The sequence below is a fragment of the Streptomyces sp. SYP-A7185 genome (assembly GCF_046103685.1).
Classification (GTDB): domain Bacteria; phylum Actinomycetota; class Actinomycetes; order Streptomycetales; family Streptomycetaceae; genus Streptomyces.
On the sequence record NZ_CP122310.1, the window covers coordinates 5,501,313 to 5,514,422 of the forward strand.

The 13,110-nt window shown below is 69.3% G+C and carries 10 protein-coding genes; all 10 read left to right on the plus strand.

Going from position 1 to position 13,110, the window contains the following annotated elements; genetic code table 11:
* Positions 1–31 precede the first annotated feature (31 nt).
* From nuoE to nuoN, 10 genes are read left to right on the plus strand one after another with little or no spacing between them, the layout of a single operon-like run.
* Positions 32–838 (plus strand): NADH-quinone oxidoreductase subunit NuoE, encoded by an 807-nt coding sequence (gene nuoE, locus QBL25_RS24175; RefSeq protein ID WP_409062759.1) that lies wholly within the window; start codon positions 32–34, stop codon positions 836–838.
* The gene (gene nuoF, locus QBL25_RS24180; protein WP_409059092.1) at positions 838–2,199 is read left to right on the plus strand and encodes an NADH-quinone oxidoreductase subunit NuoF; all 1,362 of its coding nucleotides are present in this window, start codon (positions 838–840) and stop codon (positions 2,197–2,199) included. The genes nuoE and nuoF overlap by 1 nt, the downstream gene beginning before the upstream one ends.
* On the plus strand, positions 2,196–4,709 hold the full coding sequence (locus QBL25_RS24185) for an NADH-quinone oxidoreductase subunit G (RefSeq protein ID WP_409059093.1): 2,514 nt from the start codon (positions 2,196–2,198) through the stop codon (positions 4,707–4,709). The genes nuoF and QBL25_RS24185 overlap by 4 nt, the downstream gene beginning before the upstream one ends.
* Positions 4,709–6,088, plus strand: a complete 1,380-nt coding sequence (nuoH, locus tag QBL25_RS24190; protein ID WP_409059094.1) for an NADH-quinone oxidoreductase subunit NuoH — start codon at positions 4,709–4,711, stop codon at positions 6,086–6,088. Before QBL25_RS24185 ends, nuoH begins: the two co-directional genes overlap by 1 nt.
* Positions 6,081–6,752 (plus strand): NADH-quinone oxidoreductase subunit NuoI, encoded by a 672-nt coding sequence (nuoI, locus tag QBL25_RS24195; protein ID WP_409059095.1) that lies wholly within the window; start codon positions 6,081–6,083, stop codon positions 6,750–6,752. The genes nuoH and nuoI overlap by 8 nt, the downstream gene beginning before the upstream one ends.
* Positions 6,749–7,564 (plus strand): NADH-quinone oxidoreductase subunit J, encoded by an 816-nt coding sequence (locus QBL25_RS24200; RefSeq protein ID WP_409059096.1) that lies wholly within the window; start codon positions 6,749–6,751, stop codon positions 7,562–7,564. Before nuoI ends, QBL25_RS24200 begins: the two co-directional genes overlap by 4 nt.
* Entirely contained in the window at positions 7,561–7,860 is a 300-nt protein-coding gene (gene nuoK / locus QBL25_RS24205; RefSeq protein WP_249588397.1) for an NADH-quinone oxidoreductase subunit NuoK, read from the plus strand. The genes QBL25_RS24200 and nuoK overlap by 4 nt, the downstream gene beginning before the upstream one ends.
* Before the next feature lie 14 nt (positions 7,861–7,874).
* Positions 7,875–9,770, plus strand: coding sequence for an NADH-quinone oxidoreductase subunit L (gene nuoL / locus QBL25_RS24210; protein ID WP_409059097.1), 1,896 nt, complete (start codon positions 7,875–7,877; stop codon positions 9,768–9,770).
* Between the two features lie 5 nt (positions 9,771–9,775).
* Positions 9,776–11,347, plus strand: a complete 1,572-nt coding sequence (locus QBL25_RS24215; RefSeq protein ID WP_409059098.1) for an NADH-quinone oxidoreductase subunit M — start codon at positions 9,776–9,778, stop codon at positions 11,345–11,347.
* A complete protein-coding gene (gene nuoN / locus QBL25_RS24220) occupies positions 11,344–13,008 on the plus strand; it encodes an NADH-quinone oxidoreductase subunit NuoN (RefSeq protein WP_409059099.1) in 1,665 nt (554 codons plus the stop codon). Before QBL25_RS24215 ends, nuoN begins: the two co-directional genes overlap by 4 nt.
* Positions 13,009–13,110: the final 102 nt, after the last annotated feature.

Genomic DNA, 13,110 nt, shown 5'->3' on the forward strand with positions numbered 1-13,110 from the left:
TCCCCAGCAGGGCACGGGCGTCAGCCTGGGCATGCCCCAACTCCCCGCCCCCGACTACCCGGCCGACGTACGGTCCAGGCTCGAAGCGGACGCCAAGGAGGTTATCTCCCGCTACCCGGACTCCCGGTCCGCGCTGCTCCCGCTGCTGCACCTCGTGCAGTCGGAGGAAGGTCACGTCACCCGCACGGGCATGGCCTTCTGCGCGGAGGTGCTCGGCCTGACCACGGCCGAGGTCACCGCGGTCGCGACCTTCTACACGATGTACCGGCGCAAGCCCTCCGGTGACTACCAGGTGGGCGTCTGCACCAACACCCTGTGCGCGGTCATGGGCGGCGACGCGATCTTCGAGTCGCTCCAGGAGCACCTGGGCGTCGGCAACGAAGGCACCACGGAGGACGGCAAGGTCACGCTGGAGCACATCGAGTGCAACGCGGCCTGCGACTTCGCCCCCGTCGTGATGGTCAACTGGGAGTTCTTCGACAACCAGACTCCCGAGACCGCCAAGCGGCTCGTCGACGACCTGCGCGCGGGCGTGCAGGTCGAGCCGACCCGCGGCGCCCCCCTGTGCACGTACAAGGAGACGGCCCGGATCCTGGCCGGGTTCCCGGACGAGCGCGCCGGTGCCGTCGACGCGAGCGGCGGCGCGGGCCCCGCATCGCTGATCGGACTGCGCCTGGCCAAGGGCGAGTTGCCGCAGCCGCGCGTGGTCCACCCGCGCGCGGGCGGACCGCAGGACGAGGCGCCCGCCGAGCACCTCAGCTCGCACGACGCACCGCAGGAGACCTCGGCATCCGACCCGGCCCACCCGGCCGGACCGACCGCCGAGGAGGGGGAGTGATGACCTTGGCAGCCGAGATCGACAACGAGACCAGCCCCGAGAAGCTGCTCGCGCCGGTGCTCTCGGCGTTCTGGGACGAGGAGAAGTCCTGGACGCTGGAGACCTACCGCCGCCACGAGGGGTACGAGGGCCTGCGCAAGGCCCTGGCCATGGCGCCGGACGACCTCATCGCGTACGTGAAGGACTCCGGTCTGCGCGGCCGCGGCGGCGCGGGATTCCCCACCGGGATGAAATGGCAGTTCATTCCGCAGGGAGATGGAAAGCCGCACTATCTAGTTGTCAACGCCGACGAGTCGGAGCCGGGGACCTGCAAGGACATCCCGCTCCTCTTCGCGAACCCGCATTCCCTCATCGAGGGGATCGTGATCGCGTGCTACGCGATCCGTTCTTCGCATGCCTTCATCTACCTGCGCGGTGAAGTCGTCCCCGTGCTCAGGCGGTTGCACGAGGCCGTACGGGAGGCGAAAGAGGCGGGGTTCCTGGGCGAGAACATCCTGGGCAGCGGACTCGACCTCGAACTCACCGTGCACGCGGGCGCGGGCGCGTACATCTGCGGTGAGGAGACCGCGCTGCTCGACTCGCTCGAAGGCCGCCGTGGCCAGCCGCGACTGCGTCCCCCTTTCCCGGCCGTCGCGGGCCTCTACGCATGCCCCACTGTCGTGAACAACGTCGAGTCGATCGCGTCGGTTCCCGCGATCCTGAACCGCGGGAAAGACTGGTTCAAATCGATGGGGAGCGAGAAGTCCCCCGGCTTCACGCTCTACTCGCTGAGCGGCCACGTCACCAGCCCCGGCCAGTACGAGGCCCCGCTCGGCATCACCCTGCGCCAGCTGCTCGACATGAGCGGCGGGATGCGGGCGGGCCACCGGCTGAAGTTCTGGACGCCGGGCGGCTCCTCGACGCCGATGTTCACCGACGAGCACCTCGACGTCCCGCTGGACTACGAGGGCGTGGGCGCCGCCGGCTCGATGCTCGGCACGAAGGCGCTCCAGTGCTTCGACGAGACGACGTGCGTGGTGCGGGCGGTCACGCGCTGGACCGAGTTCTACGCCCACGAGTCCTGCGGCAAGTGCACGCCCTGCCGCGAAGGAACGTACTGGCTGGTCCAGTTGCTCCGGGACATCGAAGCGGGCAAGGGCGTCATGGCCGACCTCGACAAGCTGAACGACATCGCCGACAACATCAACGGCAAGTCCTTCTGCGCCCTCGGCGACGGCGCCGCGTCGCCGATCTTCTCCTCGCTCAAGTACTTCCGCGAGGAGTACGAGGAGCACATCACCGGCAAGGGCTGCCCGTTCGACCCGGCGAAGTCGACTCTCTGGGCCGACCGGCCCGCCGCACATTCGGAGGTGAACGCATGACAGTGACCACCAGCAGCGCTCCCTCCGGAGGGGGCGAGCCGGCGGTTCCGCCGGAAGACCTCGTGTCGCTGACGATCGACGGCATCGAGATCAGTGTCCCGAAGGGGACGCTGGTCATCCGGGCCGCCGAGCTGCTCGGCATCGAGATCCCGCGGTTCTGCGACCACCCGCTGCTCGACCCGGCGGGCGCCTGTCGCCAGTGCATCGTGGAGGTGGAGGGCCAGCGCAAGCCGATGGCCTCCTGCACCATCACGTGCACCGACGGCATGGTCGTGAAGTCGCAGCTCTCCTCGCCGGTCGCCGAGAAGGCCCAGCGCGGGGTGATGGAGCTGCTCCTCATCAACCACCCGCTGGACTGCCCGGTCTGCGACAAGGGCGGCGAGTGCCCCCTGCAGAACCAGGCCATGCAGGTCGGCGACCCGGACAGCCGCTTCGAGGGCAAGAAGCGGACCTACGAGAAGCCGGTGCCGATCTCCACGCAGGTGCTGCTCGACCGCGAGCGGTGCGTGCTGTGCGCGCGCTGCACCCGGTTCTCGAACCAGATCGCGGGCGACCCGATGATCGAGCTGATCGAGCGTGGCGCGCTCCAGCAGGTCGGCACGGGCGAGGGCGACCCCTTCGAGTCGTACTTCTCCGGGAACACCATCCAGATCTGCCCGGTCGGCGCGCTGACCTCGGCGGCGTATCGCTTCCGCTCCCGCCCCTTCGACCTGGTGTCGTCGCCGTCGGTGTGCGAGCACTGTGCGGGCGGCTGCGCGACGCGCACGGACCACCGGCGCGGCAAGGTCATGCGGCGGCTCGCCGCGGACGACCCCGAGGTCAACGAAGAGTGGCTGTGCGACAAGGGGCGCTTCGGCTTCCGCTACGCGCAGCGGCCGGACCGGATCACCACACCCCTGGTGCGCAACGCGGAGACGGGTGAACTGGAGCCCGCGAGCTGGCCCGAGGCGCTCGAAGCCGCGGCCACCGGACTCGCCGCCGCGCGCGGCCGGGCCGGAGTGCTGACCGGTGGACGTCTGACCGTCGAGGACGCGTACGCGTACAGCAAGTACGCGCGCGTGGCGCTCGACACGAACGACATCGACTTCCGCGCGCGCGTGCACAGCAGCGAGGAGGCCGACTTCCTCGCCGCCCGTGTCGCCGGCCGGGGCCGGGATCTCGACGGCGCCGGAGTCACGTACGCGGAGCTGGAGAAGGCGCCCGCGGTCCTGCTCGTGGGGTTCGAGGCCGAGGAGGAGGCCCCCGGGGTCTTCCTGCGGCTGCGCAAGGCCTGGCGCAAGCACGGCCAGCGGACGTTCTCCCTCGCCACGCACCAGAGCCGCGGTCTGGAGAAGGCGGGCGGCACGCTGCTGCCCGCGGCTCCCGGCACGGAGACGGAGTGGCTGGACGCGCTGTCCGCCGGGTCCGGTCTTGAGGCCGACGGCGCGCGGGCGGCCGAGTCGCTGCGCGCTCCGGGTGCGGTGATCGTGGTCGGCGAGCGGCTCGCCGCCGTCCCGGGCGGACTCACCGCCGCCGTACGGACCGCGTCCGCGACCGGCGCCCGGCTGGTGTGGATTCCGCGTCGGGCGGGGGAGCGTGGCGCCATCGAGGCCGGCGCGCTGCCCTCGCTGCTTCCCGGCGGGCGTCCTGCCACCGACCCGCGCGCGCGGGACGAGGTCGCGTCCGCCTGGCGCGTGGCCGAACTGCCCCACCGCTACGGCCGCGACACCGGCCAGATCATCGAGGCGGCCGCGACCGGCGAACTGCGTGCGCTCCTGGTGGCGGGCGTGGAGGTCGCCGACCTTCCCGACCCGGCACGCGCGCGTGAGGCGCTCTCCGAGGTCGGGTTCCTGGTCTCCCTGGAGCTGCGGCCCAGCGAGGTCACCGACCACGCCGACGTGGTGCTGCCCGTGGCCGCGGTCGCGGAGAAGCCCGGCACCTTCCTCAACTGGGAGGGCAGGGCGCGGATGTTCGACGCCGCGCTCAAGCCGGACCAGATGACGCGCACGCTGGCCCCGTCGGACGCGCGCGTGCTGCACATGCTGGCCGACGCCGGGGACGTACATCTCGGTCTGCCCGACCTGGCGACCGCCCGGCGTGAGCTGGACCGGCTCGGCGGCTGGGACGGCACGCACGCCACCGAGCCCCTGGAGACGGGTGCTCAGCCGCCGCGGCCCGCCTCGGGAGAGGCCGTTCTCGCGGGGCACCGGATGCTGCTCGACCAGGGCCGCCTCCAGGACGGCGACGAGGCGCTGGCCGGCACGCGGCACGCCGCGGTCGCCAGGCTCTCCCCGGCCACCGCGGCCGAGGCCGGCGTCAAGGACGGCGACGTCCTGGCCGTCACCGGCCCCGCCGGGGCGACCGCACTGCCGCTCGTGGTCACGGAGATGCCCGACCGTGTGGTGTGGCTGCCGCTGAACTCGACCGGGGGAGGCGTCACGTCCGACACCGGTGCCCGCCCCGGCGACCTCGTCCGCATCGGCCCGGCGCTCCTGCCGGAGCCCTCTGAGGCCCCGGAGGTGACGTCGTGATGCACTCCATGGTGCCGCTTGCGGCGGAAGACCTGTCCATGTTCGGCCGTGACCCGTGGTGGCTGGTCGCCGTCAAGGCGGTCTTCTGCTTCGCGTTCCTGATGGTGACTGTGCTCTTCTCCATCGTGTGGGAGCGCAAGGTCGTCGCCTGGATGCAGCTGCGCATCGGCCCCAACCGGCACGGTCCCTGGGGGATGTTGCAGTCCCTCGCGGACGGCATCAAGCTGATGCTCAAGGAAGACCTGATCGTCAAGCGCGCGGACAAGGTGGTGTACGTCCTCGCGCCGATCGTCGCGGCCATCCCGGCCTTCATGGCGATCGCGGTGATCCCCTTCGGCCCCGCGGGCAACGAGATCTCGATCTTCGGCCAGCGCACGACGATGCAGCTCACCGACCTGCCGATCGCGATGCTCTACATCCTCGCGGTCGCCTCGGTCGGCATCTACGGCATCGTGCTGGCGGGCTGGAGCTCCGGCTCGACCTATCCGCTCCTGGGCGGCCTGCGCTCCTGCGCGCAGATGATCTCGTACGAGATCGCGATGGGCGCCGCGTTCGCCTCGGTGTTCCTCTACTCCGGGTCGATGTCGACCTCGGCGATCGTGGAGGCGCAGGCGGACCGCTGGTACGTCCTGCTGCTCCCGGTCTCGTTCCTGATCTACATCGTGACGATGATCGGCGAGACGAACCGCGCTCCGTTCGACATGCCGGAGTCCGAGGGCGACCTCGTCGGTGGCTTCAACACCGAGTACTCGTCGATCAAGTTCGCGCTGTTCATGCTCGCCGAGTACGTCAACATGGTCACCGTCTCGGCGGTCTCGGTCACGCTCTTCCTGGGCGGCTGGCGGGCCCCGTATCCCATCAGCACCTTCTGGGAGGGCGCGAACCACGGCTGGTGGCCGATGCTCTGGTTCGTGATCAAGGTCCAGCTGCTGCTGTTCTTCTTCATCTGGCTGCGCGGCACGCTGCCACGCGTCCGCTACGACCAGCTGATGAAGCTCGGCTGGAAGGTCCTGATCCCGGTCTCGGTCGTCTGGCTGATGCTCGTCGCGACGGTCAGGGCGATGCGGAACGAGGAGTACGACTTCACCTCGATCGCGCTCTATGTGGGCGGCGGCGTCATCGCGCTCCTGCTGCTCTCCGTCGTCGTGGACATCTTCCGCGACAAGCGCGAGAAGGAAGCGGCGGCATCCGAGAGCGAGGAGCCGGCCGCCTTCGACCCGATGGCCGGCGGATTCCCCGTCCCGCCGCTGCCCGGCCAGAGCCTGCCGCCCGTACCGCGACGACGCCCGCGCCAGGAGCGCGAGCTGATTGTCAGTGGTGGGCCGGATACTCAAAGTGACGGAACCCGAAGTGACGGAAAGGAGGCGTCCGATGGCTGAGTCGAAGAACGAGCCCAACCAGTCGCAGCACGAGTCGAACCAATCGAAGCAGGGGTTCCAGAACCCCGTCGCGGGCTTCGGCGTGACCTTCAAGGCCATGTTCAAGAAGCGGCTGACCGAGCAGTATCCGGAGCAGGAGAAGACCACCGCTCCCCGCTTCCACGGCAGGCACCAGCTCAACCGCCATCCGGACGGCCTGGAGAAGTGCATCGGCTGCGAGCTCTGCGCCTGGGCCTGCCCGGCGGACGCGATCTACGTGGAGGGCGCCGACAACACCGAGGAGGAGCGCTACTCCCCGGGCGAGCGGTACGGCCGCGTCTACCAGATCAACTACGCCCGCTGCATCCTGTGCGGCCTGTGCATCGAGGCGTGCCCCACGCGCGCGCTGACGATGACGAACGAGTTCGAGCTGGCCGACAGCAGCCGCGAGAACCTCATCTACACCAAGGAGCAGCTGCTCGCCGGCCTGGAGGAAGGCATGGTCGAGTCCCCGCACTCGATCTTCCCGGGCACGGACGAGCAGGACTACTACCGCGGTCTGGTGACGGAGGCCGCTCCGGGCACGGTGCCTCAAGTGGCCCTCTCCAAGGGTGAGACGCCCCAGGAGGCCGCTTCCACCTTCGGTGACTCCGAGCCCGCGTCGGGGGAGGTGATCAACCGATGACGCAGCTCGCCGCGTACACCACCTCCACCGGTGAGGCCGTGCAGTTCTGGGTGCTCGGCACGGTCGCCGTGATCGGCGCCCTGTGCACGATCCTCATGAAGAAGGCCGTGCACAGCGCGCTCTGTCTGGCCGGGACCATGATCATCCTGGCGGTCTTCTACCTCGCCAACGGCGCGTACTTCCTGGGCATCGTCCAGGTCGTCGTCTACACCGGCGCGATCATGATGCTGTTCCTCTTCGTGGTCATGCTCGTCGGCGTCACCGCCGCCGACTCCCTGAAGGAGACCATCAAGGGGCAGCGCTGGCTGGCCGGTCTCTGCGGCTTCGGCTTCGCCATCCTGCTCTTCGCGGGCATCGGGAACGCCTCGGTGAACGAATTCGCCGGACTCGGCAAGGCGAACGCCGGGGGCAACGTGGAGGGCCTCGCCGAGAGCATCTTCACGAAGTACGTCTTCGCGTTCGAGATCACCGGCGCGCTCCTGATCACCGCCACGGTCGGCGCGATGGTGCTCACCCACCGCGAGCGCACCGAGCGCGCCAAGACGCAGCGCGAGATGTCCGAGGAGCGCGTGCGCGGCAAGCACCTCCCGCCGCTGCCGGCCCCCGGTGTCTACGCCCGGCACAACGCCGTGGACGTCGCCGGTCTCCTGCCCGACGGCACCCCGTCGGAGCTCACGGTCAACAAGACGCTGCGTGAGCGCGGCCAGATCCGCGACGTGTCGGACGAGGCGCTGGACGATCTGCGGGCCCTCGAACAGCGCTCCACGGAGCGTCTGGACCGGTCGTCCAAGACCGAGGAGGCGTCGAAGTGAATCCGGTCAACTACCTGTATCTCGCGGCGCTGTTGTTCTCGATCGGCGCCACCGGCGTGCTGATCAGGCGGAACGCGATCGTGGTCTTCATGTGTATCGAGCTGATGCTCAACGCGTGCAACCTCGCCTTCGTGGCCTTCTCCCGGCTGCACGGCAATCTCGACGGCCAGATCATCGCCTTCTTCACGATGGTCGTCGCCGCGGCGGAAGTCGTGGTCGGCCTCGCGATCATCGTGTCGCTGTTCCGCTCCCGTCACTCGGCCTCGGTCGACGACGCCAGCCTGATGAAGCTGTAAGGGGTCGCTGAAAAGTGGAGAACCTGATCGCGCTGCTCGTAGCGGCGCCTCTGCTCGGAGCGGCCGTACTGCTGTGCGGCGGGCGGCGGTTGGACCGTGTGGGCCACTGGCTCGGCACGCTGCTCGCGGCCGCCTCCTTCGTCGTCGGCGTGGTGCTCTTCGCCGACATGCTGGGCAAGGGCGCCGACGAGCGCTCCCTGTCGCAGCACCTGTTCAGCTGGATCCCCGTGGAGGGATTCCAGGCCGACGTCGCCTTCCAGCTCGACCAGCTGTCGATGACGTTCGTCCTGCTGATCACCGGTGTGGGCACCCTGATCCACATCTACTCCATCGGGTACATGGAGCACGACGAGCGGCGCCGCCGCTTCTTCGGCTATCTGAACCTGTTCCTCGCGGCGATGCTCATCCTCGTCCTCGCCGACAACTACCTCCTGCTCTATGTCGGCTGGGAGGGCGTCGGCCTCGCCTCGTACCTCCTGATCGGCTTCTGGCAGCACAAGCCCAGCGCGGCCACCGCCGCGAAGAAGGCCTTCCTGGTCAACAGGGTCGGCGACATGGGCCTGTCGATCGCCATCATGCTGATGTTCACCACCTTCGGGACGTTCGCCTTCGGGCCCGTCCTGGAGGCCACGGGCGAGACGTCGGAGGGCAAGCTGACGGCCATCGGCCTGATGCTGCTGCTCGCGGCGTGCGGCAAGTCGGCCCAGGTGCCGCTCCAGTCCTGGCTCGGCGACGCGATGGAGGGCCCGACCCCGGTCTCGGCCCTCATCCACGCGGCGACGATGGTCACCGCCGGCGTGTACTTGATCGTCCGCTCCGGCGAGATCTTCAACGCAGCCCCGGACGCCCAGCTCGTCGTCACCGTCGTGGGCGCGGTCACGCTCCTCTTCGGTGCGATCGTCGGTTGTGCGAAGGACGACATCAAGAAGGCCCTCGCCGGGTCGACGATGTCCCAGATCGGGTACATGATCCTGGCCGCGGGCCTCGGCCCCATCGGCTACGTCTTCGCGATCATGCACCTGGTGACGCACGGCTTCTTCAAGGCCGGGCTCTTCCTCGGGGCCGGTTCGGTCATGCACGGCATGAACGACGAGGTCGACATGCGCAAGTACGGCGGCCTCAGGAAGTACATGCCGGTCACCTTCGTGACCTTCGGGCTCGGCTATCTGGCGATCATCGGCTTCCCCGGTCTGTCCGGCTTCTTCTCCAAGGACAAGATCATCGAGGCGGCGTTCGCCAAGGGCGGCACGGAGGGCTGGATCCTCGGCTCGGTCGCGCTGCTCGGCGCCGCGATCACCGCGTTCTACATGACGCGCGTGATGCTGATGACCTTCTTCGGCGAGAAGCGCTGGCAGCCGGACGCGGAGGGCAACGAACCGCACCCGCACGAGTCGCCCCGGTCCATGACGATCCCCATGATCGTGCTGGCCTTCGGCTCGGTCTTCGCGGGCGGTTTCTTCAGCATCGGTGACCGCTTCATGCACTGGCTCGAGCCGGTCACCCACCACGACCACGGTGACTCGCCGCTGAGCGCCACCACGGTCACGGGCGCCACCATGGTGGTCCTGGTCATCGGCGTCGCCCTGGCCTACCTCCAGTACGGCCGCCGCCCCGTCCCGGTCACCGCCCCGCGCGGTTCGCTGCTCACCCGGGCGGCCCGCCGCGACCTCCTCCAGGACGACTTCAACCACGTCGTCCTGGTCCGCGGCGGAGAGCACCTCACCCGCTCCCTGGTCTACGTCGACCACACCCTGGTCGACGGAGTCGTCAACGGCACGGCGGCCTCGGTCGGCGGACTCTCCGGACGGCTGCGCAAGATGCAGAACGGCTATGCCCGCTCCTACGCGGTCTCGATGTTCGGCGGCGTTGCGGTACTCATCGCCGCGACCCTGCTGATGAGGGCGGTCTGATACCGATGTCCTTTCCTCTGCTGACAGCGACGGCGGCCCTGCCCGCGATCGGGGCGATCGCCACGGCGGCCGTCCCGGCCGCCCGGCGGACCGCCGCCAAGTGGCTCGCGCTGCTCGTCTCGCTCGCCACGCTCGCGCTCGCCGTGACCGTGCTCGTGCGGTTCGACCCCGACGGGGCGCGCTACCAACTCACCGAGTCCCGCTCGTGGATCGCGGAGTTCGGGGTGCGGTACGAACTGGGTGTGGACGGCATCGGTGTCGCCCTCATCGCGCTCACCGCGCTCCTGATGCCCTTCATCATCCTGGCGGGCTGGCACGACGCCGATCCCCTGGAAACGAAGTCGTCGCGCTGGCGCCCGACCCAGGGCTTCTTCGCCCTGATCCTGGCCGTCGAGGCGATGGTGATCCTCTCCTTCGAGGCCACCGACGTCTTCCTCTTCTACATCTTCTTCGAAGCCATGCTCATCCCGATGTACTTCCTCATCGGCGGCTTCGGGGACCGCGCCCACGCGGGCAGCGACGAGAAGGCCTCGGCCCAGCGCTCGTACGCCGCGGTGAAGTTCCTCCTCTACAACCTCGTCGGCGGCCTGATCATGCTGGCCGCCGTGATCGGTCTCTACGTGGTGGCGGGGAACTTCTCGCTCCAGGAGATCACCGAGGCGCGGGCCAACGGCTCGCTGGAGATGGCGACGAGCACCGAGCGCTGGCTGTTCCTCGGCTTCTTCTTCGCCTTCGCGGTGAAGGCGCCGCTGTGGCCGCTGCACACCTGGCTGCCGAACGCGATGGGCGAGGCCACGGCCCCGGTCGCCGTGCTGATCACGGCGGTCGTCGACAAGGTCGGCACCTTCGCGATGCTGCGCTTCTGCCTCGGGCTCTTCCCCGAGGCGAGCAAGTGGGCGACGCCGGTCATCCTGGTGCTCGCGCTGGTCAGCATCATCTACGGCGCACTGCTCGCGGTCGGCCAGCGCGACATCAAGCGCCTGGTGGCGTACGCCTCGATCTCGCACTTCGGGTTCATCATCCTCGGCATCTTCGCGATGACCTCGCAGGGCCAGTCCGGCGCGACGCTCTACATGGTCAACCACGGCATCTCGACCGCCGCCCTGATGCTGGTCGCCGGATTCCTGATCTCCCGGCGCGGCTCGCGGCTCATCGCGGACTACGGCGGGGTGCAGAAGGTCGCTCCGGTGCTCGCCGGCACCTTCCTGATCGGCGGTCTCGCAACGCTCTCGCTGCCGGGTCTCGCGCCGTTCGTGAGTGAGTTCCTGGTCCTGGTCGGCGCGTTCGCGCGCTATCCCGTGGTCGGGATCATCGCCACCATCGGCATCGTGCTCGCCGCGCTCTACACCCTCGTGCTCTACCAGCGGACGATGACGGGCCCGGTGAAGCCGGAGGTCTCGGCCATGCCGGACCTGCGGGCGCGTGAGCTCCTGGTCGTCGCCCCGCTGATCGCGCTCCTGATCGGCCTCGGGGTCTACCCGAAGCCGCTCACCGACCTGGTGAACCCGGCGGTCAAGCACACCATGTCCGACGTACAGCAGAAGGACCCGAAGCCCGACGTGGAGGCGGCCAAGTGAGCGCATCAGCCGTCCACAGCCTGTGGACAATGGCGTCGGCCGCGGCGCCACAGGACCAGATCGACAAGATCGACACTCCCACGATCGAGTACGCGCAGCTGTCACCGACGTTGATCGTCATCGGTGCGGCGGTCCTCGGGATCCTCATCGAGGCCTTCGTGCCGCGGAAGACCCGTTACTACGCGCAGGTGTTCGTGGCGGTCGTCGCCCTCACCGCGGCCTTCGCCGCGGTCGTCGGCCTCGCCGCCACGGGGTACGGCACGACGAAGGCGCACATCGCCGCGATGGGCGCGATCGCGGTCGACGGACCCGCGCTCTTCCTCCAGGGCACGATCCTCCTGGCGGGCCTCGTCGCGATCTTCACCTTCGCCGAGCGGCGACTCGACCCGGCGGCACACGGCACCCGCGTCGACTCCTTCGCCGCGCAGGCCGGATCGACGCCGGGCAGTGAGGGCGAGAAGGCCGCGACGCGGGCCGGGTTCACCACCACCGAGGTGTTCCCGCTGGCGCTCTTCGCGATCGGCGGGATGCTCGTCTTCCCCTCGGCGAACGACCTCCTGACGCTCTTCATCGCCCTTGAGGTCTTCTCGCTGCCGCTCTACCTCCTGTGCGCGCTCGCCCGCCGCAAGCGCCTGATGTCGCAGGAAGCCGCCGTCAAGTACTTCCTGCTCGGCTCGTTCTCCTCGGCGTTCCTGCTCTTCGGGATCGCCCTGCTCTACGGGTACGCGGGCTCGGTGTCGTACGGCACCATCGCGAAGGTCATCGACGGCAGCGTCCAGACGGTCAACCCGGCGCTCGCCGACACCATGGGCAACGACGCGCTGCTCCTGATCGGCGCCGCCATGATCGTCATGGGTCTGCTCTTCAAGGTCGGCGCGGTGCCGTTCCACATGTGGACCCCGGACGTGTACGAGGGCGCGCCCACCCCGGTCACCGGCTTCATGGCCGCGGCCACGAAGGTGGCCGCCTTCGGCGCCCTGCTCCGCCTGCTCTACGTGGTCCTGCCGGGCCTGCGCTGGGACTGGCGGCCGGTCATGTGGGGCGTCGTGATCCTCACGATGCTGGCCGGCGCGATCGTCGCGATCACGCAGACCGACATCAAGCGGCTCCTCGCGTACTCCTCGATCGCCCACGCGGGCTTCATCCTCGCCGGTGTCATCGCGATGACCCCGGACGGCATCTCGTCGGTCCTCTTCTACCTGGGGGCCTACTCCTTCGTGACGATCGGTGCGTTCGCCGTGGTCACGCTGGTGCGGGACGCGGGCGGCGAGGCCACGCACCTGTCGAAGTGGGCGGGGCTCGGCCGGCGCTCGCCGCTGGTCGCCGCCGTCTTCGCGGTGTTCCTGCTCGCCTTCGCCGGTATTCCGCTGACCTCCGGGTTCTCCGGAAAGTTCGCGGTCTTCAAGGCGGCGGCCGAGGGCGGCGCCGGTGCGCTGGTCGTGGTCGGTGTGATCTCGTCCGCGATCGCGGCGTTCTTCTACATCCGTGTGATCGTGCTCATGTTCTTCAGCGAGCCGAAGGCGGACGGCCCGACGGTCGCCGTGCCCTCGCCGCTGACCATGACGGCGATCGGCGTGGGTGTCGCGGTGACGCTGGTCCTGGGCGTGGCCCCGCAGTACTTCCTGGATCTGGCGAACCAGGCGGGGGTCTTCGTCCGGTAGCCCACCGGCTGTCGCACACCTGTACTGCTCGCCGCCGCCCGGCACCCCGTCCGACAGGGGTGCCGGGCGGCGGCCTGTGGATAACTCCTGAGGTGTCGGTGC

Coding starts and splice junctions, on each gene's coding strand:
- nuoE (WP_409062759.1), top strand. CDS start 32: ATGCCCCAACTCCCCGCCCCCGACTACCCGGCCGACGTACGGTCCAGG.
- nuoF (WP_409059092.1), top strand. CDS start 838: ATGACCTTGGCAGCCGAGATCGACAACGAGACCAGCCCCGAGAAGCTG.
- QBL25_RS24185 (WP_409059093.1), top strand. CDS start 2,196: ATGACAGTGACCACCAGCAGCGCTCCCTCCGGAGGGGGCGAGCCGGCG.
- nuoH (WP_409059094.1), top strand. CDS start 4,709: ATGCACTCCATGGTGCCGCTTGCGGCGGAAGACCTGTCCATGTTCGGC.
- nuoI (WP_409059095.1), top strand. CDS start 6,081: ATGGCTGAGTCGAAGAACGAGCCCAACCAGTCGCAGCACGAGTCGAAC.
- QBL25_RS24200 (WP_409059096.1), top strand. CDS start 6,749: ATGACGCAGCTCGCCGCGTACACCACCTCCACCGGTGAGGCCGTGCAG.
- QBL25_RS24215 (WP_409059098.1), top strand. CDS start 9,776: ATGTCCTTTCCTCTGCTGACAGCGACGGCGGCCCTGCCCGCGATCGGG.